At 70.1% G+C, this 20,776-nt stretch carries 20 protein-coding genes; 12 read left to right on the top strand and 8 right to left on the bottom strand.

Going from position 1 to position 20,776, the window contains the following annotated elements; translation table 11 throughout:
- Nucleotides 1–54: 54 nt before the first annotated feature.
- Complete coding sequence (locus tag AB0I98_RS19015) at nucleotides 55–1,038, top strand: aldo/keto reductase (RefSeq protein ID WP_362942861.1); 984 nt, start codon at nucleotides 55–57, stop codon at nucleotides 1,036–1,038.
- A 58-nt stretch (nucleotides 1,039–1,096) separates the two neighbouring features.
- Nucleotides 1,097–1,912, top strand: a complete 816-nt coding sequence (locus tag AB0I98_RS19010) for a DUF427 domain-containing protein (RefSeq protein ID WP_362942858.1) — start codon at nucleotides 1,097–1,099, stop codon at nucleotides 1,910–1,912.
- 11 nt (nucleotides 1,913–1,923) lie between these two features.
- Here the strand turns inward: AB0I98_RS19010 and AB0I98_RS19005 are convergent, their stop codons facing one another.
- Both AB0I98_RS19005 and AB0I98_RS19000 read right to left on the bottom strand, forming a co-directional pair.
- Nucleotides 1,924–2,709, bottom strand: coding sequence for a GntR family transcriptional regulator (locus AB0I98_RS19005; protein ID WP_362942855.1), 786 nt, complete (start codon nucleotides 2,707–2,709; stop codon nucleotides 1,924–1,926).
- 1 nt (nucleotide 2,710) lies between these two features.
- Nucleotides 2,711–3,388: a PfkB family carbohydrate kinase gene (locus AB0I98_RS19000; RefSeq protein WP_362942852.1), complete on the bottom strand. Its 678-nt coding sequence runs from the start codon at nucleotides 3,386–3,388 to the stop codon at nucleotides 2,711–2,713.
- 298 nt (nucleotides 3,389–3,686) lie between these two features.
- Between AB0I98_RS19000 and AB0I98_RS18995 the strand changes: the two genes are divergently transcribed.
- The 5 genes from AB0I98_RS18995 (at nucleotide 3,687) to AB0I98_RS18975 (ending at nucleotide 9,161) form a co-directional block, all read left to right on the top strand.
- Nucleotides 3,687–4,700 (top strand): sugar ABC transporter substrate-binding protein, encoded by a 1,014-nt coding sequence (locus tag AB0I98_RS18995; protein WP_362942849.1) that lies wholly within the window; start codon nucleotides 3,687–3,689, stop codon nucleotides 4,698–4,700.
- Nucleotides 4,700–5,779, top strand: coding sequence for an ABC transporter permease (locus AB0I98_RS18990; RefSeq protein ID WP_362942846.1), 1,080 nt, complete (start codon nucleotides 4,700–4,702; stop codon nucleotides 5,777–5,779). The genes AB0I98_RS18995 and AB0I98_RS18990 overlap by 1 nt, the downstream gene beginning before the upstream one ends.
- 4 nt (nucleotides 5,780–5,783) lie before the next feature.
- Nucleotides 5,784–6,704 (top strand): ATP-binding cassette domain-containing protein, encoded by a 921-nt coding sequence (locus AB0I98_RS18985; RefSeq protein WP_362942843.1) that lies wholly within the window; start codon nucleotides 5,784–5,786, stop codon nucleotides 6,702–6,704.
- The gene (locus tag AB0I98_RS18980; protein ID WP_362942840.1) at nucleotides 6,701–7,603 is read left to right on the top strand and encodes a sugar phosphate isomerase/epimerase; all 903 of its coding nucleotides are present in this window, start codon (nucleotides 6,701–6,703) and stop codon (nucleotides 7,601–7,603) included. Before AB0I98_RS18985 ends, AB0I98_RS18980 begins: the two co-directional genes overlap by 4 nt.
- 232 nt (nucleotides 7,604–7,835) lie before the next feature.
- Entirely contained in the window at nucleotides 7,836–9,161 is a 1,326-nt protein-coding gene (locus AB0I98_RS18975; protein ID WP_362942837.1) for an alpha/beta fold hydrolase, read from the top strand.
- A 47-nt stretch (nucleotides 9,162–9,208) separates the two neighbouring features.
- Here the strand turns inward: AB0I98_RS18975 and AB0I98_RS18970 are convergent, their stop codons facing one another.
- Genes AB0I98_RS18970 through AB0I98_RS18960 form a run of 3 tightly spaced genes read right to left on the bottom strand, consistent with a single transcriptional unit; the run spans nucleotide 9,209 to nucleotide 12,198 of the window.
- Nucleotides 9,209–10,213: a Gfo/Idh/MocA family oxidoreductase gene (locus AB0I98_RS18970; RefSeq protein WP_362942834.1), complete on the bottom strand. Its 1,005-nt coding sequence runs from the start codon at nucleotides 10,211–10,213 to the stop codon at nucleotides 9,209–9,211.
- Nucleotides 10,214–10,262: 49 nt separating this feature from the next.
- Nucleotides 10,263–11,039 (bottom strand): SDR family oxidoreductase, encoded by a 777-nt coding sequence (locus AB0I98_RS18965; protein ID WP_362942831.1) that lies wholly within the window; start codon nucleotides 11,037–11,039, stop codon nucleotides 10,263–10,265.
- Between the two features lie 16 nt (nucleotides 11,040–11,055).
- Nucleotides 11,056–12,198 (bottom strand): phytanoyl-CoA dioxygenase family protein, encoded by a 1,143-nt coding sequence (locus AB0I98_RS18960; RefSeq protein WP_362942828.1) that lies wholly within the window; start codon nucleotides 12,196–12,198, stop codon nucleotides 11,056–11,058.
- A 118-nt stretch (nucleotides 12,199–12,316) separates the two neighbouring features.
- Between AB0I98_RS18960 and AB0I98_RS18955 the strand changes: the two genes are divergently transcribed.
- Nucleotides 12,317–13,339 (top strand): LacI family DNA-binding transcriptional regulator, encoded by a 1,023-nt coding sequence (locus AB0I98_RS18955; protein WP_362942825.1) that lies wholly within the window; start codon nucleotides 12,317–12,319, stop codon nucleotides 13,337–13,339.
- Here AB0I98_RS18955 and AB0I98_RS18950 read toward each other — a convergent pair.
- The gene (locus tag AB0I98_RS18950) at nucleotides 13,329–14,480 is read right to left on the bottom strand and encodes a Gfo/Idh/MocA family oxidoreductase (protein ID WP_362942822.1); all 1,152 of its coding nucleotides are present in this window, start codon (nucleotides 14,478–14,480) and stop codon (nucleotides 13,329–13,331) included. The genes AB0I98_RS18955 and AB0I98_RS18950 overlap by 11 nt on opposite strands.
- Nucleotides 14,481–14,609: 129 nt before the next feature.
- On the opposite strand from AB0I98_RS18950, the gene AB0I98_RS18945 reads away from it, so the two are divergent.
- Complete coding sequence (locus AB0I98_RS18945) at nucleotides 14,610–15,620, top strand: LacI family DNA-binding transcriptional regulator (RefSeq protein ID WP_362942819.1); 1,011 nt, start codon at nucleotides 14,610–14,612, stop codon at nucleotides 15,618–15,620.
- A gap of 44 nt (nucleotides 15,621–15,664) precedes the next feature.
- Here AB0I98_RS18945 and AB0I98_RS18940 read toward each other — a convergent pair whose 3' ends face one another.
- On the bottom strand, nucleotides 15,665–16,468 hold the full coding sequence (locus AB0I98_RS18940; protein WP_362942816.1) for a class I SAM-dependent methyltransferase: 804 nt from the start codon (nucleotides 16,466–16,468) through the stop codon (nucleotides 15,665–15,667).
- Nucleotides 16,469–16,585: 117 nt separating this feature from the next.
- On the opposite strand from AB0I98_RS18940, the gene AB0I98_RS18935 reads away from it, so the two are divergent.
- Nucleotides 16,586–18,058: a glycoside hydrolase family 3 N-terminal domain-containing protein gene (locus tag AB0I98_RS18935; protein WP_362942813.1), complete on the top strand. Its 1,473-nt coding sequence runs from the start codon at nucleotides 16,586–16,588 to the stop codon at nucleotides 18,056–18,058.
- A gap of 13 nt (nucleotides 18,059–18,071) precedes the next feature.
- Here AB0I98_RS18935 and AB0I98_RS18930 read toward each other — a convergent pair whose 3' ends face one another.
- The gene (locus AB0I98_RS18930) at nucleotides 18,072–18,737 is read right to left on the bottom strand and encodes a M15 family metallopeptidase (protein WP_362942810.1); all 666 of its coding nucleotides are present in this window, start codon (nucleotides 18,735–18,737) and stop codon (nucleotides 18,072–18,074) included.
- 86 nt (nucleotides 18,738–18,823) lie between these two features.
- Between AB0I98_RS18930 and AB0I98_RS18925 the strand changes: the two genes are divergently transcribed.
- Both AB0I98_RS18925 and AB0I98_RS18920 read left to right on the top strand, forming a co-directional pair.
- Nucleotides 18,824–19,519 (top strand): response regulator transcription factor, encoded by a 696-nt coding sequence (locus AB0I98_RS18925; RefSeq protein ID WP_362942807.1) that lies wholly within the window; start codon nucleotides 18,824–18,826, stop codon nucleotides 19,517–19,519.
- The gene (locus AB0I98_RS18920) at nucleotides 19,512–20,618 is read left to right on the top strand and encodes a HAMP domain-containing sensor histidine kinase (protein WP_362942804.1); all 1,107 of its coding nucleotides are present in this window, start codon (nucleotides 19,512–19,514) and stop codon (nucleotides 20,616–20,618) included. The genes AB0I98_RS18925 and AB0I98_RS18920 overlap by 8 nt, the downstream gene beginning before the upstream one ends.
- Nucleotides 20,619–20,776 lie beyond the last annotated feature (158 nt).

The following is a 20,776-nucleotide window of genomic DNA, read 5'->3' as shown; positions in this document are numbered from 1 at the left end:
GAAGACTCCCGTTCACGTGCCCCGAACGCGGGCGCGGAACGGGAGGCATCCACCATGAAGTACCGCACGATCGGCACCGACCCGAAGACTCGCCGCGAGGTGAGCGTGCTCGCCCTCGGCGCCATGCTGTTCGGCTCACGCACGGACGAGGCGACCTCCTTCGCGGTGCTCGACCGCTATGTCGAGGCCGGCGGCACGTTCATCGACACGTCCGACAACTACGCCTTCTGGGAGGACGGAAGCCAGGGCGGGCAGAGCGAGGAACTGCTCGGCCGGTGGCGGCGCAGCCGCGGTGTCGGCGACGAGATCGTCATCGCGACCAAGCTCGGCGCCCGCCCCCTTGCCCCCGGCACCAGCTATGTCGACAACCCGGAGGGCCTGTCGGCGAAGGTGATCCGGGAGTCGGCCGAGCGCAGCCGGGAACGGCTGGGTGTGGCCAAGCTGGATCTGCTGTACGCGCACATCGAGGACCACAAGGTGCCGCTCCAGGAGACCATCGAGGCCTTCGCCGAGCTGGTGGCCGAGGGCACGGTCGGCCTGCTCGGAGTCAGCAACCACGCCATGTGGCGGGTGGAGCGCGCCCGCGCCCTCGCCGCCGCGGCCGGACTTCCCGGCTACGAGGTGCTCCAGTACGCGCACAGCCATCTGCGGCCCCGTAGCGACGTACCGAGTGACCTCTTCCCCGACGGCACCCTCGGCCACGCCGGTGCGGAGCTGCTCAGCTATCTGCGGGCTGAGCCCGGACTGACCCTGGTCGCCTACTCGCCGCTGCTGAAGGGCGCCTACACCCACCCGGACCGGCTGCCCGCGGACTTCGACCACCCTGGGGCCCCGGCCCGTCTGAAGGTGCTGCGCGAGGTCGCCCGGGAGACCGGCGCGACCGTCAACCAGGTGGTGCTGGCCTGGCAGATCGGCGGCGAGCTGCCGATCGTACCGCTGGCCGGGGCGTCGTCGGTGGCGCAGTTGGACGAGAACCTGGCCGCCGTCGACCTGGAGCTGACCGCGGAGCAGCGGGCCCGGCTGGACGCCGCTCACTGACCGCGACGGTCGTTCGGCTCCGCAGTAGGCTGCTGAGAGAGCCGAAGGAGAGCGGGTCATGTCCATGCTGCCCACCGAGCGATCCATCCGGACCACCCCCGAAGGCCTCCTCTGGGAGCCCGGCGAACGCTGGGTGCGCGGCGTCAAGGGGGACGTCACCGTCGTGGACAGCCGGCATCCCGTCCTCGTCTGGGAGCCCGAACTGCCCGTTCCGCAGTACGCCTTCCCGCGCGAGGAGGTCCGCACCGACCTCCTCCGCCCGGCCAAGAACCCGCCGACCGGCACGCACGCCGGCTCGCAGGTCTTCTACGACCTCGAGGTCGACGGCGAGGTGGTGGAGAACGCGGCGTGGACCTTCCCTGCCGAGGATCTGGCCGGGCACATCGCCTTCGCGTGGTTCCTGCGCTGGGACAGGGGTCTCGACCACTGGTACGAGGAGGAAGAGGAGATCTTCGTCCACCCGCGCGACCCGCACAAGCGGGTGGACGCGCTGCCCAGCAGCCGCCATGTCCAGGTGGAGATCGACGGGACGCTGGTCGCCGACACCGTTCGCCCGGTGCTGCTCTTCGAGACCTCGCTGCCGACGCGGTACTACATCCCGCCCGAGGACGTCCGCCGCGATCTGTTCGTCCCCACCGACCACCACACGGCATGCCCGTACAAGGGCACCGCCGACTACTGGTCGTGGCGGGGCGAGGCCGACGTACCGCCGAACCTGCTCTGGAGCTATCCGGACCCGCTGCCCGCGGTGGCCGCGATCAGGGGACGCCTCGCCTTCTACAACGAGGCGATCGACATCACCGTGGACGGCGAGCGCCTCGAACGTCCGGTCACCCCGTTCAGCGCGTCGCTCGGCACCCGGCCGCGCCCGTAGCGCGGGGCCGGTCAGGGTCTGACCAGCAGACGGAAGTCGAAGGCGTACCGGGACGCGCGGTAGATGTGCGTGCCGTACTCGATCGGCCGGCCGGTGTCGTCGTAGGCCGTGCGCTGCATGGTGAGCAGGGCCGCGCCCTCCTTCTCGTCGAGGCGGGCGGCCTCGTCGGGGGTGGCGGAGCGGGCGCCGATGGTCTGGCGGGCGCTGTGCAGGGTGATGCCGGCGGAGCGCAGCAGCCGGTACAGGCCGGTCGACTCGAGCCGGGGGGTGTCCAGGGCGAGCAGGCCGGCTGGCAGGTAGTTGCAGAGGAACGCCACCGGCTGGCCGTGCGTGCGGCGCAGCCGCTCCAGGACGACGACCTCGGCGCCCTCCGCGAGACCGAGGGCGGCGGCGACGTCGGCGGTGGCCGCCATCCGCTCGTTGCGCAGCACTTCCGTGGTGGGGCCCTGCCCGGCCGTCTCCAAGTCGTCGTAGAGACTGCTCAGTTCGAGCGGGCGTTTGACCTGGCTGTGCACGACCTGGGTGCCGACGCCGCGGCGGCGGACCAGCAGGCCCTTGTCGACGAGGGACTGGATGGCCTGGCGGACGGTGGGCCGGGACAGGCCGAGGCGGATGGACAGGTCGATCTCGTTGCCGAGGAGATTGCCCGGGGCGAGCACACCGTGCTCGATCGCCGCCTCCAGCTGCTGGGCGAGTTGGTAGTACAGCGGCACCGGACTGCCCCGGTCCAGGGCGAAGTCCACCGCGTCGAGCCCGGGGGAGGGCACGGCACGCGCGGCGCCACCGGTCTTCGCCATGCTAGCCAACTCCCTGTGCAGGACGGTCGGTTGAGGCGGGAGATCCGGCCGCGTACTGTACGGTCGTCGCCAGATCCCAGCCGGACAGCAGCCCGTGACACAGCGCCCCGCCGAACGCCCCGCCCATGCCGTTGCCGTTGACCGGCCCGACGGCGGCGGGAGGGGCTTCGGCCGTGCTGCCGTCGTGGCGCATGGCGAGTACGCCCGCGGTGCCCAGCCTGACCACCGCCGTCTCGACACCCGCGTCGAGCAACGCCCGTGCGCACGCGTGCGGTTCGCGCACGCCGGACATGATCTCGCATGCGTCGAGGGTGCCGACCGCGACAGTGGCGTGCCGCAGCGCCTCGGCGTAATAAGGGCGGGCCTCGTCGGGGTCCGACCAGGACTGCGGGCGCCAGTCGAGGTCGAAGACGGTGATGCCCGCCCGGCCGCGGGCCTTGAGCGCGGCGAGCACGGCGGACCGTCTGGGCTCGTGGCTCAGACCGGTACCGGTGATCCAGAAGACGCGGGCCGCGCGGATGGCGAAGCAGTCCATCTCGTAGGGATCGTCGCCGGTGGAGGTCAGCACGGTCGTGGAACGGCCCAGGCCGGCGGCGGCGACCGCCACGTCCGCGGCCGCGTCCCCGATTCCTGTGCGGCCCATCGTGATGAGATCATATGGCTGGGCTGACTCGGCCATGCGCGCTCCTCGTCGAGCTGGGGGAAGGTGGTCCCACCCATGGGGCCTGCCGACTCTCAGGTTGTAGGGCGCGCAGACCGATGCTGTCAATGGTTTGTTCTAACATTCGGACCTGTTTGTGAAATGATGTCTTAACAAAGTATTGACAGCGGCCCCGCCAAGGGATTTGATCCCGTCCCAGCAGACAAGCCACGTTCGGCGGCGCAAGACCCGGACCCGCGAGGGCCCGGACCCCGGATCCTCCGATCCGCCGCCTCCTGCGCCGTCGTTCCCCGTCGCACAGTGAGGTGCAGGAAAGATGGACCGCTCCGCTCGCTCCCGCAGATTCGCCCCCGTAGTGGCCGTGGCGGCAGCAGCTGCCCTGACCCTCGCAGGCTGCTCCAGCAGCTCCGGCGGCAAGAAGGCCGAGGAGAGCGCGGAAGGCGCCTCGGCGGGCAAGGCCAGCACTCCCCGGATGACGGTCGCCCTGGTCACGCACCAGGCGCCCGGTGACACCTTCTGGGACATCGTCCGCAAGGGCGCCGAGGCCGCCGCGGCCAAGGACAACATCAAGCTGATCTACTCCGCAGACCCCAACGCGGGCAACCAGGCCAACCTGGTGCAGAACGCCATCGACCAGAAGGTCGACGGCATCGCGATCACCCTCGCCAAGCCGGACGCCCTGAAGGACGTCGTGAGCAAGGCGAAGTCGGCGAACATACCCGTCGTCGGCCTCAACTCCGGTGTGAGCGAATGGCAGAAGCTCGGCCTGATGGAGTTCTTCGGCCAGGACGAGACGGTCGCGGGCGAGGCACTTGGCAAGCGGCTGAACGAGGCCGGCGCCAAGAAGGCCGTCTGTGTCATCCAGGAGCAGGGCAACATCGGCCTCACCCAGCGCTGTGACGGTGTGGCCAAGACCTTCAACGGCGACATCGAGCCCCTGAACGTCAACGGCACCGACATGCCGTCCGTGAAGTCGACGATCACCGCCAAGCTCACCGAGGACAAGGCGATCGACCACGTCGTCACGCTCGGTGCCCCGTTCGCGCTGACGGCCGCGCAGGTGGTCGAGGAGACGGGCAGCAAGGCCAAGGTGGCCACCTTCGACCTCAACAAGGAGCTGACCAGCGCGATCAGCGAAGGCAGCATCGAGTTCGCCGTCGACCAGCAGCCCTACCTCCAGGGCTACCTGGCGATCGACTCGCTGTGGCTCTACAAGAACAACGGCAACTACATGGGCGGCGGTGAGCAGCCGGTGCTGACCGGCCCGGCGTTCGTCGACAAGTCCAACGTCGACGCCGTCGCCGCGTTCGCCGCGAAGGGCACCCGGTGATGAGCATGGCCCAACAGGCTGAGCCGGCGGTGACCACACCGCCGGCCCCCGGCCCCGGCACGGACAAGGACGGCAGGACCGCGCAGCGCTCACTGGCACTACGGCTGCTCGCCCGCCCCGAGGTCGGTGTCTTCCTCGGCGCCGTCGCGGTGTACATCTTCTTCCTCGTCGCGGCGCCGCCGGTGCGCGACGGCAGCTCGATGGCGAACGTCCTGTACCAGTCGTCGACGATCGGGATCGTGACGATCCCGGTGGCGCTGCTGATGATCGGCGGGGAGTTCGACCTGTCGTCCGGTGTCGCGGTGATCACCTCGGCACTGACCGCGAGCATGCTCGCCTACCAGCTGAGCATGAACGTCTGGGTCGGCGTGATCGCGGCGCTGCTGGTCTCGCTGGCGGTCGGGTTCTTCAACGGCTGGATGGTGGTCAAGACCGGACTGCCGAGCTTCCTGGTCACCCTGGGCACCTTCCTGATGCTCCAGGGCATCAACCTGGCCGTGACGAAGCTGGTCACCGGCAATGTCGCGACCGACAACATCAGCGACATGGACGGCTTCGACCAGGCCAAGGCCATCTTCGCCTCGTCCTTCGAGGTCGGCGGCGTCAATGTGAAGATCACCATCGTGTACTGGCTGGTCTTCGCGGCGATCGCCACCTGGGTCCTGCTGCGCACCAAGTACGGCAACTGGATCTTCGCCGTCGGCGGCAACAAGGACAGCGCGCGGGCCGTCGGTGTCCCGGTCACCTTCACCAAGATCTCGCTGTTCATGCTGGTCGGCCTCGGCGCCTGGTTCCTCGGCATGCACCAGCTGTTCTCCTTCAACACGGTGCAGTCCGGCGAGGGTGTCGGCATCGAGCTGATCTACATCTCCGCCGCGGTGATCGGCGGCTGTCTGCTGACCGGCGGCGCCGGCAGCGCGATCGGCCCGGTCTTCGGCGCCTTCATGTTCGGCATGGTGCAGCAGGGCATCGTCTACGCCGGCTGGAACCCCGACTGGTTCAAGGCGTTCCTCGGCGTGATGCTGCTCGGCGCCGTCCTGATCAATCTGTGGGTCAGCCGTACGGCGACCAGGAGGTGACCCGATGACATCCAGCAACGGAACCGGCACGCACGGTGCGGTCCTCGCGGACGCCGTCGCCGACAAGGATTCACCGATCGTCGAACTGCGCAACGCGGGCAAGTCGTACGGCAACATCCGCGCCCTGCACAGCGTCGACCTGAAGGTCTTTCCCCAGCAGGTGACCTGCGTCCTCGGCGACAACGGCGCCGGCAAGTCCACCCTCATCAAGATCATCTCGGGGCTGCACCAGCACACCGAGGGCCAGTTCCTCGTCGACGGCGAGCCGGTGCGCTTCTCCACCCCGCGCGAGGCCCTCGACAAGGGCATCGCCACCGTCTACCAGGACCTTGCCGTGGTCCCGCTGATGCCGGTCTGGCGGAACTTCTTCCTCGGCTCCGAGATGACCAAGGGCCCCTGGCCCATCCGCCGCCTCGACATCGAGCGGATGAAGAAGACGGCCGACGAAGAGCTGCGCAACATGGGCATCATCCTCGACGACCTCGAGCAGCCCATCGGCACGCTCTCCGGCGGCCAGCGCCAGTGCGTGGCGATCGCCCGCGCCGTCTACTTCGGCGCCCGCGTCCTCATCCTGGACGAGCCCACCGCCGCCCTCGGCGTCAAGCAGTCCGGCGTGGTCCTGAAGTACATCGCCGCCGCCCGCGACCGCGGCCTCGGCGTCATCTTCATCACCCACAACCCCCACCACGCCTACATGGTCGGCGACCACTTCAGCGTCCTGCGCCTCGGCACCATGGAACTGAACGCCTCCCGCGACGACGTCAGCCTCGAGGAACTCACCAACCACATGGCCGGCGGCACCGAACTCGCCGCGCTCAAGCACGAGTTGGCCCAGGTGCGCGGCGTCGACGTCGAGGAGCTTCCGGAAGAGGGGGACCTCACCGCCCCCGTGGCGACCTCCGCCGAAGGGAAGACCCTGAAATGACCCCTGCGCTGGACCGCATCCGGGTCGGCTCGGCCCCCGACTCCTGGGGCGTCTGGTTCCCCGACGACCCCCAGCAGGTGCCCTGGGAACGCTTTCTGGACGAGGTCGCGGAGGCCGGCTACCCCTGGATCGAGCTGGGCCCGTACGGCTATCTCCCGACCGACCCGGCGCGGCTCACCGACGAGATCGCCAGGCGTGACCTGAAGGTGTCCGCGGGCACGGTCTTCACCGGCATGCACCGCGGCCCCTCCGTCTGGGAGTCCACCTGGGAGCACGTCAGCCAGGTCGCCGCGCTCACCCAGGCCATGGGCGCCCGGCATCTCGTCGTCATCCCGTCCTTCTGGCGCGACGACAAGACCGCCGAGATCCTCGAACCGCCGGAGCTGACCGGCGAGCAGTGGGCGCACCTCACCAAGGGTATGGAACGGCTCGGACACGAGGTCAAGGAGGCGTACGGCCTCGACATCGTCGTCCACCCGCACGCCGACACCCACATCGACACCGAGGACCATGTCGAGCGGTTCCTCGACTCGACCGACTCCGAACTGGTCAACCTCTGCCTGGACACCGGGCACTACGCCTACTGCGGCGGCGACAGCGTCAAGCTGATCGAGACGTACGGCGAACGCATCGGTTATCTGCATCTCAAGCAGGTCGACCCGGAGATCCTCGCCGACGTGGTGGCGAACGAGGTGCCGTTCGGGCCCGCGGTGCAGCGCGGGGTGATGTGCGAACCCCCGTCCGGGGTGCCGGAGTTGGAGCCGGTTCTGGTCGCGGCGCAGAGGCTGGGCGTGGAACTGTTCGCGATCGTCGAGCAGGACATGTACCCCTGTGAGCCCGACAAGCCCCTGCCCATCGCTGTGCGTACACGGAAGTTCCTGCGGTCCTGCGGCGCCTGACTACTGCCTGACCACGTGAAATGATCGTTGTTAGACACAGCGTCATATTACTGAAGCGTAATAATCCGAGGGATACCGCGAGTAACTTACGCGTGAGTAGGGTCGCGGCAATCCATTGTGGAGTGGTCCGAGGACGCCGTGGGACGACGTGCGTCCTCGACCCCACCCTGCCCGGCCTGACCCCACGAGGCCGGGCAGGCCGCTCCGCATGCCTCTCCCCAGGAGGAGCCGCATGTCTCTCGGAAGATGCCTGCTCATAGCGGTGTCCACCGCCGCCTGCCTCGGTGCCCAGGCCCTGCCGGCCGCCGCGGCGACGGACTCGGACACCGAGGTGGTGTCCCGTGGTGTCACGATCCCTGCGTTCTACAACCCGCCGACCTCCCTCCCGGCGGCCAATGGCGCGTTGATCCGCAGTGAGCCGCTGCACCTCGCCCTGAGCCTGCCCGGCCTGAACGGAACGCTGCCGGGCGAGGCGACCCGTCTGATGTACAAGTCCACCGATTCCAACGGCAGACCGGTGGCCGTCACCGGCGCGTACATCGAACCCTCCGCCGCCTGGAAGGGCTCCGGCCCACGCCCGCTGGTCGCGGTGGCACCCGGCACCATGGGGCAGGGCGACCAGTGCGCGGCCTCCATGGGCCTGGAGCACCCGCTGCGGCTCAACGGACAGACGGTGTCCGTCGGTTACGAGAATCTGGCGGTCTACCGGCTGCTGGCCAAGGGCGTCGCGGTCGTCGTCACCGACTACGCCGGTCTCGGCGCGACGGACCGACTGCACACGTACGTCAACCGGGTCGACGAGGCGCACGCGGTGCTGGACGCCGTCCGCGCGGCCCGTGCCCTCGCCGGAGCGTCCGTCACCTCCGGGTCGAAGGTGGGGCTGTACGGCTACAGCCAGGGCGGCGGAGCCGCGGCCGCGGCAGCCGAGCTACAGCCCTCGTATGCCCCGGAGTTGACGCTCGCGGGCACCTACGCGGGCGCTCCGCCGGCCGACCTGGACACGGTCACCGAGGCCATCGACGGCAGCGACCTGGCCGGGGCCCTGGGCTGGTCGCTCAACGGGTTCCTGCAGTCCGACCCGGAGCTGCGGCCGATCGCCGAGGCCCACCTCAACGAGAAGGGCAAGGCCGCGCTGAAGGACCTGTCGACGATGTGCGTCGGCGACGCGCTCTTCGGATACGGCTTCGCGAGCAGCACCAAGTGGACCAAGGACGGCCGGTCCATCAGCGAGATCATCCGCTCCGAGCCCAAGGTCCGGGCGTTCCTCGACGAACAGCGCATCGGCACGCATCTGCCGAAGAGCCCGGTCCGTCTCGCCACCGGCACCGCGGACAACCTCGTACCGCACGGACAGTCCCGCGACCTCGCCGCCACGTGGTGCAAGAAGGGCGTCGACCTCACCTACAAGGCGGTGATCCTGCCCAGCCTCGGCGACGCGCTGCTCAACCACTTCGCCCCCCTGCTCACCGATCAGGGTGCGGCGATCTCGTGGCTGACGGACCGTCTGGCGGGCAAGCCGGCGAAGTCCAACTGCTGGAGCATGCCCGTCCAGCCGTGAGAAGAGGGGGCCCGGCGGTTCGACCGCCGAGCCCCCTTTCTCCTACGTCAGACCGCGCGCACTTCCTCGATCGTCACCGGCCGGTGCTCGTGCAGCGACAGCGTGCACGCGTCCGCGATCCAGCCCGCCTCCAGCGCGTCCGCGATCGTGCACGGCGAGGGCCGGGTGCCGGCCACGACCTCGGTGAACGCGGTGAGTTCGGCGCGGTAGGCCGCGGTGAAGCGGTCCATGAAGAAGTCGTGCGGGGTGCCCGCCGGGAAGGTCACGCCGGGCTCGACCGAGCGCAGCGGCAGCTTGTCCTCCAGGCCGACGGCGATGGAGTCCGTGAAGCCGTGGATCTCCATGCGGACGTCGTAACCCCGGGCGTTGTGGCGGGAGTTGGAGACCACGGCGATCGTGCCGTCGTCCAGGGTCAGGATCGCGCCGGTGGTGTCGGCGTCGCCCGCCTCCTTGATGTAGTCGGCACCCCGGTTGCCGCCGACGGCGTACACCTCCGTCACCTCGCGGCCGGTCACCCAGCGGATGATGTCGAAGTCGTGCACCGAGCAGTCCCGGAAGATGCCACCGGAGGCGGCGATGTACGCGGCCGGCGGCGGCGCCGGGTCGAGCGTGGTCGACCGTACGGTGTGCAGCTTGCCCAGCTCACCGGCCTGCACGGCGGCCCGCGCGGCGACGAACCCGGCGTCGAAGCGGCGGTTGTAGCCGATCTGGATCGGCACGCCGCTGCCCTCGACGGCCTTCAGTACCTCGACGCCCTCGCTCATCGTCTTGGCGACGGGCTTCTCGCAGAAGACGGGGATACCGGCCTCGACCCCGGCCAGGATCAGCGCGGGGTGGGCGTCCGTCGCCGCGGCGACGACGATGCCGTCCACGCCGGCGGCCAGCAGGGCCTCGGGCGAGTCCACGACCTCGGCCCCGAACCGCTCCGCGGCGGCCTTGGCGGCCTCCGCGAACGGGTCGGTGACGACGAGGGAGTCGACCGCGTCGAGTCCGGAAAGAGTCTCGGCGTGGAAGGCGCCGATGCGGCCGAGGCCGAGGATGCCGATACGCATGGGGTGTTGCTCCTTGGAGGGTGCGGGTTTCTTGCCTTGCGGAGAGGTCTCAGTCGAGTCCGCCGAGTACGTTCTGGTCCCAGTCGATCACCGAACCGGTGACCACGCCCGACCGGTCCGACAGCAGGAAGACCACGAAGTCCGCGATCTCGTCCGGCTGGCCCAGCTTGCCCATCGGCAGCTTGGCGGCAGCTTCCTCACGCCAGTCGTCCCCCGCGCCGTGGAAGGTCTTCTGGGTCGCGTCCTCGCCCTCGGTCGCGGTCCAGCCGATGTTGAGGCCGTTGATCCGGATCCGGTCCCAGCGGTGCGCGTGCGCGGCGTTGCGGGTCAGGCCGATGAGTCCGGCCTTGGCGGCGACGTACGGCGCCAGGAACGGCTGCCCGCCGTGGGCCGAGGACGTGATGATGTTGACGATCGTGCCGGGCGCCTTGCGCGCCACCATGTCCTCGACGGCGGCCTGCATGGTGAAGAAGGGCGCTCTGAGGTTGATCGCGATGTGCTGGTCGAACAGCGCGGGCGTGGTGTCAAGGAGCGTGCCCCGCGAGGTCAGCCCCGCCGAGTTGACCAGGCAGTCGATCCGGCCGTAGGTGGAGACGACGTCGCCTACGGCCGTCTTCGCCTGCTCGGCGTCCGCCAGGTCGACCCGGATGAACATGGCTTTGCCGCCGGCGGCCGTCAGTTCGGTCACCAGCGCCTCGCCGGGGGCCGTGCGCCGGCCGGTGACGGCCACAATCGCTCCCTCGCGGGACGCTGCCCGCGCGACGGCGGCGCCGACGCCCTGGCTGCCGCCGCCCACGAGGACGACCTTGTCGTCGAGAAGTCCCATGTCTGGTCAGGTCCCTTCAGCTCTCGCGCCGCTCGGCGCCGGCCCGGAGCTCGTCACGCAGAGCCTCGGATGTCCATGCCTCACGCACGGCCCGTCGTACGACGTCGGCCTGTGAGGGCGGGGCCAGACCGTCGACCGGTGGATCGCTGTCGAGGTTGGTGGGGAAGGGGTAGCCCTCGGCGCTCGCGGCGATGACGTTGTCCAGCCAGCGCTCGCCTTCGGACCTGCGCTTGAGCAGCACGGGGTAGAGGGCGTTCGCGATCGCCTCCCGGTCCACCGTTTCCATGGCCCGCCCGAACGCGGAGGACACCTGGAGGAGATTGGCCATCCGCCGGATGTCCGCGGAGCGGTTGGTTCCGGCGGCGTGGAACAGAGCCGGGTTGAAGAAGACGGCGTCGCCCTTGGCGAGCGGGAGCTGGACGTGCCGGTCCTCGAAACAGTCCTGGAACTCCGGCAGTCGCCACGCCAGATAGCCGGGCTCGTACGACTGCGAGTACGGCAGGTACATCGTCGGGCCGGATTCCACCGGCATGTCGCAGTGCGCGACCGCGCCCTGAAGGGTGAGCACGGGGGAGAGGCGGTGGACGTGCGCCGGGTAGGCGGCGGCCGTCTCGTTGGAGAGGAACCCGAGGTGGTAGTCCCGGTGTGCGGTCTGGGCCGCGCCGCCCGGGTTGACCACGTTGACCTGTGAGGTGACCTGGTAGCCGGGGCCGAGCCAGGCCTGCGAGACCAGAGCCAGGATGCCGTTGGCGTAGTAGTCGGCGAACGCCTCGGGGTCGTAGAGAGCCGCCTTCTCCAGCGCGTTCCACACCCGGTCGTTGGCCCCGGGCTTCGCGAAGTGGTCACCGGCGCTCGCGCCCGAGGCGCGCTGCTCGGCGATCAGGGCGTCGAAGACGGCGGTGAGCCGGTCGACGGCGTCCAGGTCGGGAAAGGCCCCCTGGAAGACGACGATGCCGGGTCCGTCGGTCAGTGCGCGGACCAGCTCGGTCTGGACATCCCGGCGGTTCGCGTCGCGCAGCCGGTCGCTGTCGTACACCAGGACGTTCTGCTCCACGGCCGCGGCGTAGGGGTAGTCGGCGGCCTCGGTCGTCCGCTCGACCAGCGCGCGGAAGGCGTCGAGGTCGCAGTCTTGCTCGGTCGGCCAGGAGGTGGAGGACATCGTCGTCCCTTCGGTGACAGCGGCGACTCAGCGCTGTCATTCTTGTCAGTACAAACCCTTCGAACAACCAGCAGGCAGCCATCAAAAACCCCTCAGGGCAACCGAAGGAGCCGTCCCTATGGGCCACCCCTTCCCGATCCGGGAGATCGCACGTCAGGCAGGTCTGAGCGAGGCCACCGTCGACCGCGTGCTCAACGGGCGGGGAGGCGTGCGCGAGAGCACCGAGCGCGAGGTCCGGCAGGCCATCGCCGACCTGGACCGGCAGCGCACCCAGGTCAGGCTGGTCGGCCGCACCTTCATGATCGACATCGTGATGCAGACGCCGGAGCGGTTCTCCACCGCCGTCCGTGCCGCACTCGAGGCCGAGCTGCCGTCCCTGCACCCGGCCGTCGTACGCTCCCGGTTCCACTTCCGGGAGACCGGCCCGGTGCGGGAGCTGACCACGACGCTGGACCGGATCGCCCGGCGCGGCTCGCAGGGCGTGATCCTCAAGGCGCCGGACGTCCCCGAGGTCACGGCCGCCGTCACCAGGCTCGCGGAGGCGGGCATCCCGGTGGTGACCCTGGTGACGGACCTGCCCGCAACCCCGCGCCTCGCCTACGTCGGCATAGACAACCGGGCCGCCGGGGCGACCGCCGCGTACCTCATGGGCCAGTGGCTCGGGGACCGCCCCGGCAATGTGCTCACCAGCCTCAGCAGCGGGTTCTTCCGCAACGAGGAGGAGCGCGAGATGGGCTTCCGCAGTGCCATGCGCGCCCGGCATCCGGACCGCACGCTGGTCGAGATCGCCGAGGGACAGGGCCTCGACGCCACGCAGTACGACCTCGTCCGCGCCGCCCTCAAACGCGACCCCGACATCCGGGCGGTCTACTCGATCGGCGGCGGCAACATCGCCACCCTGCGCGCCTTCGAGGACCTGGGCCGGGAGTGCGTGGTGTTCGTCGCGCACGACCTCGACCACGACAACACCCGGCTGCTGCGCGAACACCGGCTGTCCGCCGTCCTCCACCACGACCTGCGCCAGGACATGCGCGAGGCCTGCCACCTCGTGATGCGGGCCCACGGAGCCCTGCCGCCCGCGGGACCGACCCTGCCGTCCGCGATCCAGGTCGTGACGCCCTACAACATGCCTACGGCGTGACCCAGGCACCGCTCTCCGCGGACCGCGCCATCGCGTCGAGTACGGCCGCACTGTGCACGGCGTCCGCGAGCGTCGCCCCGTACGGCGTGCCCTCTGCGATCGAGCGCAGGAAGCGGTGGGCCTCGATGACCTTGAGGTCGTCGTAGCCCATGCTGTTGGCCGCGCCCGGCTGGAAAGCGGCGTACTCGCCGTCGCCCGGGCCGACGTAGACCGTGCTGACTGGCTGGTCCTGGTACGTCGTGCCGCGGCTGACGCCAAGCTCATTCATGCGGCGGAAGTCCCAGAAGACGGCGCCCTCGGTGCCGTGCACCTCGAAGCCGTAGTTGTTCTGCTCGCCGACCGCGACCCTGCTGGCCTCCAGGACACCGCGGGCGCCCGAAGTGAAGCGCAGCAGGCAGCTGACGTAGTCCTCGTTCTCGACCGGGCCGAGTGCGCCGCCCGTGGCACGGGTGTGACCGGCGGTGGCGCCGAGGGGGCGGGCCCGCTCGGGGACGAAGATCGCCGTGTCGGCGGTGAGGGACGCGATGTCGCCCAGCAGGAAGCGGGCCAGGTCGGCGCCGTGCGAGGCGAGGTCGCCCAGCACTCCGCTGCCGCCGCGTTCCCGCTCGTACCGCCAGGTCAGCGCGCCTTCGGGATGCGCCGCGTAGTCGCTGAAGAGTCGGATGCGGACATGGGTGACCGTGCCGATGTCGCCGGCCGCGATCAGCTCGCGGGCGGTCGCGACGGCGGGCGCGTTGCGGTAGTTGAAGCCGACCGCGCTCTGCACGCCCGCTTTGGCCACGGCGTCGGCGACCGACCGGGCGTCGTCGGCGGTCAGGCCGACCGGCTTCTCGATCCAGATGTGCTTGCCGGCCTCCGCCATCGCGACGCCGATCTCGCGGTGCAGGAAGTTCGGGGCGGTGATGCTGACCGCCTGGACGCGGGGATCGGCGGCCACCTCGCGCCAGTCGCGGGTGGTCGAGGCGAAGCCGAACTGCGCGGCGGCCTCCTCGGCCCGGCCGGGCACCTCCTCGGCGACGGTCACGAGTTCGGGCCGCAGGGGCAGTCGGGGGTAGTGGTGCGGGACTCGGGCGTACGCCTGGGTGTGCACCCGGCCCATCCAGCCGAATCCGACGACGGCGACACCGAGCGTATCCACCATGAGAGCCCCTCTTCGGCCACTCGGGCCCTTTTGGACCGGTCCATTCCTTGTCCAGGCCACCCTGAGCGGGGTTTCCGCATGGTGTCAAGGGCTTTGACAACACGTCCACCTCGTGGAACGGTCCACTTCATGAGAGCGCCGACCATCCGAGACGTGGCCGAACGCGCCGGTGTCTCCAAGTCGCTGGTCTCCCTGGTGCTGCGCGGCTCCGCCCAGGTACGGCCCGAGAAACGGGACGCCGTGCTGCTGGCGGTACGCGAGCTCGGCTACCGCCCCAACGCCGCCGCGCGCAGCCTCAGCGAGCAGCGCTCCCGCACGGTAGGCGTCCTCCTGAACGACCTGCGCAACCCGTGGTTCGTGGAGCTTCTGGACGGTCTCAACTCCCTCCTGCACGACAACGGCCTGCACATGCTGCTGGCCGACGCCCGCCTCAACCGCCGCATAGGCCAGGACCTCGCCCGTCCCTTCCTGGACCTCCAGGTCGACGGCCTGGTCGTGGTCGGCACGCTGCCCGATCCGGCGGCACTCGGTGCGGTCGCCGAGCGGATCCCCGTCGTCGTCGCGGGCGCGCGCGAGGCGGTGCCGGTCGGCGTCGACGTGGTCGCGGGCGACGACGAGAAGGGCGCGCGGCTGGTCACCGAGCACCTCATCGGGCTCGGCCACCGACGGATCGCGCACATCGCGGGCTTCGGCGCGGTCGGCGAACTGCGGCGACGCAGCTTCGAGGAGACGATGCGGGCACACGGCCTCGCGGACGGCGCCGTGGTCGAACCCAGCGACATGACCGAGGAGGGCGGCTACCGCACCACCGTCCGCCTCCTGAGCCGCCCCGACCGCCCCACCGCCGTCTTCGCCGTCAACGACATCGCGTCCGCCGGCGCCCTGTCGGCGGCCGACGAACTGGGCCTGCGCGTCCCTCGCGATGTGTCCGTCGTCGGCTACGACAACACCAGCATCTCCCGCCTCCGCCACGTCTGGCTCACCACCGTCGACAACGCCGGCCACGAGGTCGGCCGCCGGGCAGCCCGCCGTCTGCTCGACCGGTTCGAGGGACGCGGCGGGCAGGGCGACGTCCACCTCGCCGTGCCGACGCTGGAGATCCGGGGGACGACGGGACCGCCGAACAGGTTGACGGCGTAGGCCACGGCGGCCAGACCGGCGTCCCTGCCCGAACCGCCCGGCGTTCATTCGGTCTTGCGGCCGTACACCGCCCACGCGCGGGCCGTGAGCCGGATGGAGCCGTCCGGTGAGCTGGGGACGGCGGCTCGGAATCTGTCCCGCAGGCGGTCCCGGGCGGCCGGGGTGAGGGTGGCCACGTAGCCCGGGGCGGGGCCCTGGCCGGCGAGGAAGGGCTGCCACAGGTCGGTGAAGTCGGCGAAGACAGTGGGTATTTCGAGGGGTGCGACGGATACGTCCACGAGGCCCGCGCCTGTCCACAGCGCGCGGAGCGGTTCGGGCCGGCAGACGGGGAATCGGCGGCCCTCGTCGAGCACGGCCGCTGCCGGGTCCAGTGCGACGGCCGTGTCCCAGAACCGGCGCAGGAATTGCATGCCTTCGCCGTAGTCCCACACGTAGGCCGCGGCCAGGCCGCCGGGGCGCAGCGCTCGTACCATCTCGGCGAGCGCCCCTGCGGGCACCGGCAGGAAGTTCAGCGTCAGACCGCTGACCGCCACGTCGTACGCCCCACCGCGCACCGGGAGCGACATCGCGTCCGCCACGACGAAGTGCACGGGGCCGGGAACCGTCGCGCGGGCCGAGCGTACGAACTCCTCCGACCGGTCGCAGGACACCAGTAGGCGAGGGCGTTGTCGGGCGGACACGACTGCCGACAGTGCGCCCGTGCCGCAGCCCACGTCGAGCCAGCGCAGAGCATCCGCGCAGTCGAGCCCTGCGACGAACTCCTCCGCCACCCGTCGGCTCCAGCGGCCCATGAATCGCTCATAGGCGGGCCCCGCCGCCCATACGTCGAACCGCCGCTCGTTCTCCATGGGGCCACCATCCCGGGAATCCTGGCCGCGAGCACGACAAGGCTCCAAGTTTCCAGGATGAATGAGTCATCCATGAATTGGTTGACTTTTGGCTGAGCGATCCAGAGGATTCCAGGGGTGACCCACATCGAGCGCGCGCCCCTCAGTCCGGCTCTGCCCTCCGACCTGGACGAGGCGGTCCACCGCTGTCTCGTCGCGGGCTTCGACGGCACCACGTCCGTCCCCGACACGCTCAAGCGACTGATCGACCGTGGCCTCGGCGGGGTCATTCTGTTCACCCGCAATGTGCGGGACGCGGCGCAGGTCCGCGAACTCACCGACACGCTACGGGCGTTGCGGCCCGACCTGCTGGTGGCCATCGACAACGAGGGTGGCGGCATCGGACACCTGGTGCGTGCGGGTGCCCCGGATGTGCCCGGCTCCTACGCCCTCGGGGTCGTCGACGACCCCGAGCTGACCGCCCGCTGCGCCGACGCGCTCGCCGGACACCTCGCCTCGCTGGGCATCACCGCCTCGTACGCCCCCGTCGCCGACCTGCAGCACCACCCCCTCAACCCGATCGTGCGGACGCGTTCCTTCGGCGCGGACCCCGATGTGGCCTCCCGCCATCTGAGCGCCTGGACCGCCGCAACCGAGGCGCGCGGGATCGCCTCGTGCGCCAAGCACTTCCCGGGGCACGGCGGCACGGTCACCGACAGCCACCACGAGACGGCCGTCGATCCGCGGTCGTACGACGCACTCGACCTCGCGCCGTTCCGGGCCGCCGTCGCCGCGGGTGTGCCGATGCTGATGAGCGCGCACGTCGTCTTTCCGGCGCTGGATCCCGACCGGCCCGCCACGCTCAGCCCGCGCATCCTCAGCGGGCTGCTCCGGGACGAACTCGGCTTCGAGGGCGTGCTGGTGAGCGACGCGTTGGAGATGAAGGCGATCGCCGAGCGGTACGGCGAGGCTGCGGGGGCGCGGCTCGCGCTGGGGGCCGGGGCGGACCAAGTGATCGTGGCGGTAGCGGACTTGGGGGTGACGCTGGCCTGCCGGGACGCGGTGATCGATGCGTTGCGGACCGGTGCGTTGTCGGAAGGGCGGGTGCGGGAGGCCGCAGGGCGGGTTCGGGAGCTGGCCCGGAAGTACGCGACTCCCGCCGCGGTGGTTTCCGGGTGGGACGCGGAGGCGGGGCTGGAGGCCGCGCGGCGGGCGGTGCGGGGGCGGAGCGAGCCGATGGGGTTGCGTGGAGCGTTCCTCGTCGATCTGTTTCCGCCGCCGCATCCGGCGCTCAACTGGGGTGGAGAGGATCTGTTGAGCGAGGTGCGGGAGGTCGACGGTACGGCTTCAGGCGTGGCGGTCACGGGGGAGCCGGCAGACGCCGGTGCGCTGGTGGACGAGATATCGCGGTTGGCCGGTGAGTCGCCGTTGGTCGTCGCCACGTGTGATGCCGGGCTGTATCCCTGGCAGGAGCGGATGCGGGATGCGGTGGTGGGGCGGCGGCCGGACGTGGTGCGGGTGGACACCGGGCTGCCGGAGGGTGGTGCGTTGTGTTCGTTCGGGCGGGGGCGGGTCAATCTGCGTGCCGTGGCAGAGGTGCTGAGCGCATAGACATGGCCCCTCATCACTGCATCCTCGGGTCGTGCGTGGGGTCGGCATACATGGCGGGGCAACCCTCATCGACGGCTTCGGGGCGCAGTTCGTAGTGCCAGGGCTCGTTGCCGTAGATCTGGCACAGGCCGTACTCGGCGCCGTGCTCGGACAGCCACGTCGTGGCGTTGTCCTGCCCTATGTCGATCGCGTCCCCCGACACATGAGGTGACGTGTCCGCTGTGGCCACCCATCGCGCGGCTTCTTCCTCCGAGCCGTACTTCGCGACCGCCTCACGCAGCAGCTGATTCTGCAGCTCCGCGGAACGCCAGCCGCTGTTGACGTAGAACTTGACGCCGTCGCCGGCGGCATCCGTCGCCGCCTCGCGCACGGCCCGGAGCAGCTCGGGGCCGAGCTTGGTCACGCCCGGATACCCGTCGTCGAACACGGTCACGCCGTCAGGGAGAGCGCCGTCATCCTCGCCAAGGACACCCTTGGGGGCCGCACGCCTGTGGTCTCCCTGAGGGGTGTCGGTGGGTGATGCCGTTAAGGAGGGCAGGGACGCCTGCGAGGAGGGCGAGGACGCCAGCGACTGCCAGACGAGGACGCCGACGAGGGTCGCGCTGATGGCCACAAAGGCGGCGAGGAAGGCCGATCGGGTACGGCGGGCCGCTTTTCGTGCTGATTCGCTGTATGTCATGCCCGCAGTCAAGGCAGCGCGGTGTTGCCGGCCCGTATGCGGTTTTCGATACGACGACGATATGTGCCGACTCGTAGCCTCGGAGTATGCGTGTGCTGATCGTCGAGGACGAGCCCTATCTGGCCGAGGCCATCCGCGATGGCCTGCGCCTGGAAGCGATCGCGGCGGACATCGCGGGTGACGGCGACACCGCTCTGGAGCTGCTGAGCGTCAACGCCTACGACATCGCCGTCCTCGACCGGGACATCCCCGGACCCAGCGGTGACGAGATCGCCAAGAGCATCGTCGACTCCGGCAGCGGCATGCCGATCCTCATGCTCACCGCCGCCGACCGGCTGGACGACAAGGCCACCGGGTTCGAGCTCGGCGCCGACGACTACCTCACGAAACCGTTCGACCTGCGGGAACTCGTGCTCAGGCTCAGAGCGCTCGACCGCAGGCGGGCACACAGGAGGCCGCCGGTGCGGGAGATCGCGGGGCTGCGCCTTGATCCGTTCCGCCGGGAGGTCCACCGCGACGGCCGCTACGTCGCGCTGACCAGGAAGCAGTTCGCGGTGCTCGAAGTCCTTGTCGGCGCCGAGGGCGGTGTCGTCAGCGCCGAAGATCTGCTGGAGCGGGCGTGGGACGAGAACGCCGACCCGTTCACCAACGCCGTGCGGATCACCGTCTCGGCACTGCGCAAGCGTCTGGGCGAACCCTGGATCATCGCCACCGTGCCGGGCGTCGGCTACCGCATCGACACGGCACCCGGTGCCGGACGTGAGGGACGAGACCGTGGATAGGCAGCCCGGGTTGAGCGTTCGCGTCAAACTCACCCTCAGCTACGCCGGATTCCTCATGCTCGCCGGTGCCTTGCTGCTCGCCGCCATCGGAGTGTTTCTCCTGCGGGAGGGGTGGTTGCAGACCAACGAACAGGGGGCATGGAGATCGACTCCGGGCACCCACTTCGTGCGCGGTTTCGCCCCCATGGCAGCCGCGGTCATGGTGTTCCTCCTGGTGTTCGGCCTCCTGGGGGGATGGATCCTCGCCGGCCGTATGCTCGCTCCCCTGACGCGCATCACCGAAGCCACCCGCATGGCCACGAACGGATCGCTCTCCCACCGGATCCGGCTGCCGGGCCGCAGAGACGAGTTCCGCGAACTCGCCGACGCCTTCGACACGATGCTCGCGCGGCTCGAAGCCCAGGTCGCGGAACAGCAGAGATTCGCCGCCAACGCCTCACACGAGCTGCGCACCCCGCTGGCGATCTCGAAGACCCTGCTCGAGGTGGCCCGCACCGACCCGAACCATGACCCCGGCGAGGTCATCGCCCGCCTCGACGCCGTCAACACCCGGGCGATCGACCTCACCGAGGCACTGCTCCTGCTCAGCCGCGCCGACCAGCGGTCCTTCACCCGCGAACCGGTCGACCTGTCCCTCCTCGCGGAAGAAGCCACCGAAACGCTCCTCCCTCTCGCGGAACGGCACGGCGTCACCATCGAGACCTCCGGTGACATCACCCCCACCGTCGGATCCCAAGCGCTGCTGCTGCAGCTGACCACGAACCTCGTGCACAACGCGATCGTCCACAACCTGCCCGGTAAGGGGACGGTATGGGTGACCACCGGCGTCCGCCCCAGGACCGCGGTGCTCACCGTCGAGAACACCGGCGAGAAGCTCACCCCTCAGCTGGTCTCCACCCTCACCGAACCGTTCCAGCGCGGCACCGAGCGCGTTCACACGGACCACGCGGGCGTCGGCCTCGGCCTGGCCATCGTCAAGCGGATCGCCGAAGTGCACGACGGATCCCTCACCATCACCCCGCGCCCCGAGGGCGGACTCCGTATCGCAGTTCAACTGCCCGCCCCACCACCCCATACAGCTGACAACGAGGACATCTGATCAGTGAGTGAAACAGTGCAAGACCTCGCGGATGCGCGGCAGCAGGACGAAGGCGAGGGGCGTGCCGAGACCCGGAACGTGATCCGCCTCCTCTCCCGCCCGGAGCCGTGGAAGCGGGGCCCGGTGCTCGTGGCGCTGGCGCTGCTGCTCGGCCTGTT

The organism is Streptomyces sp. NPDC050211, assembly GCF_040656035.1.
Lineage (GTDB): Bacteria > Actinomycetota > Actinomycetes > Streptomycetales > Streptomycetaceae > Streptomyces.
This window is presented reverse-complemented; position numbering and strand designations above follow the sequence as displayed.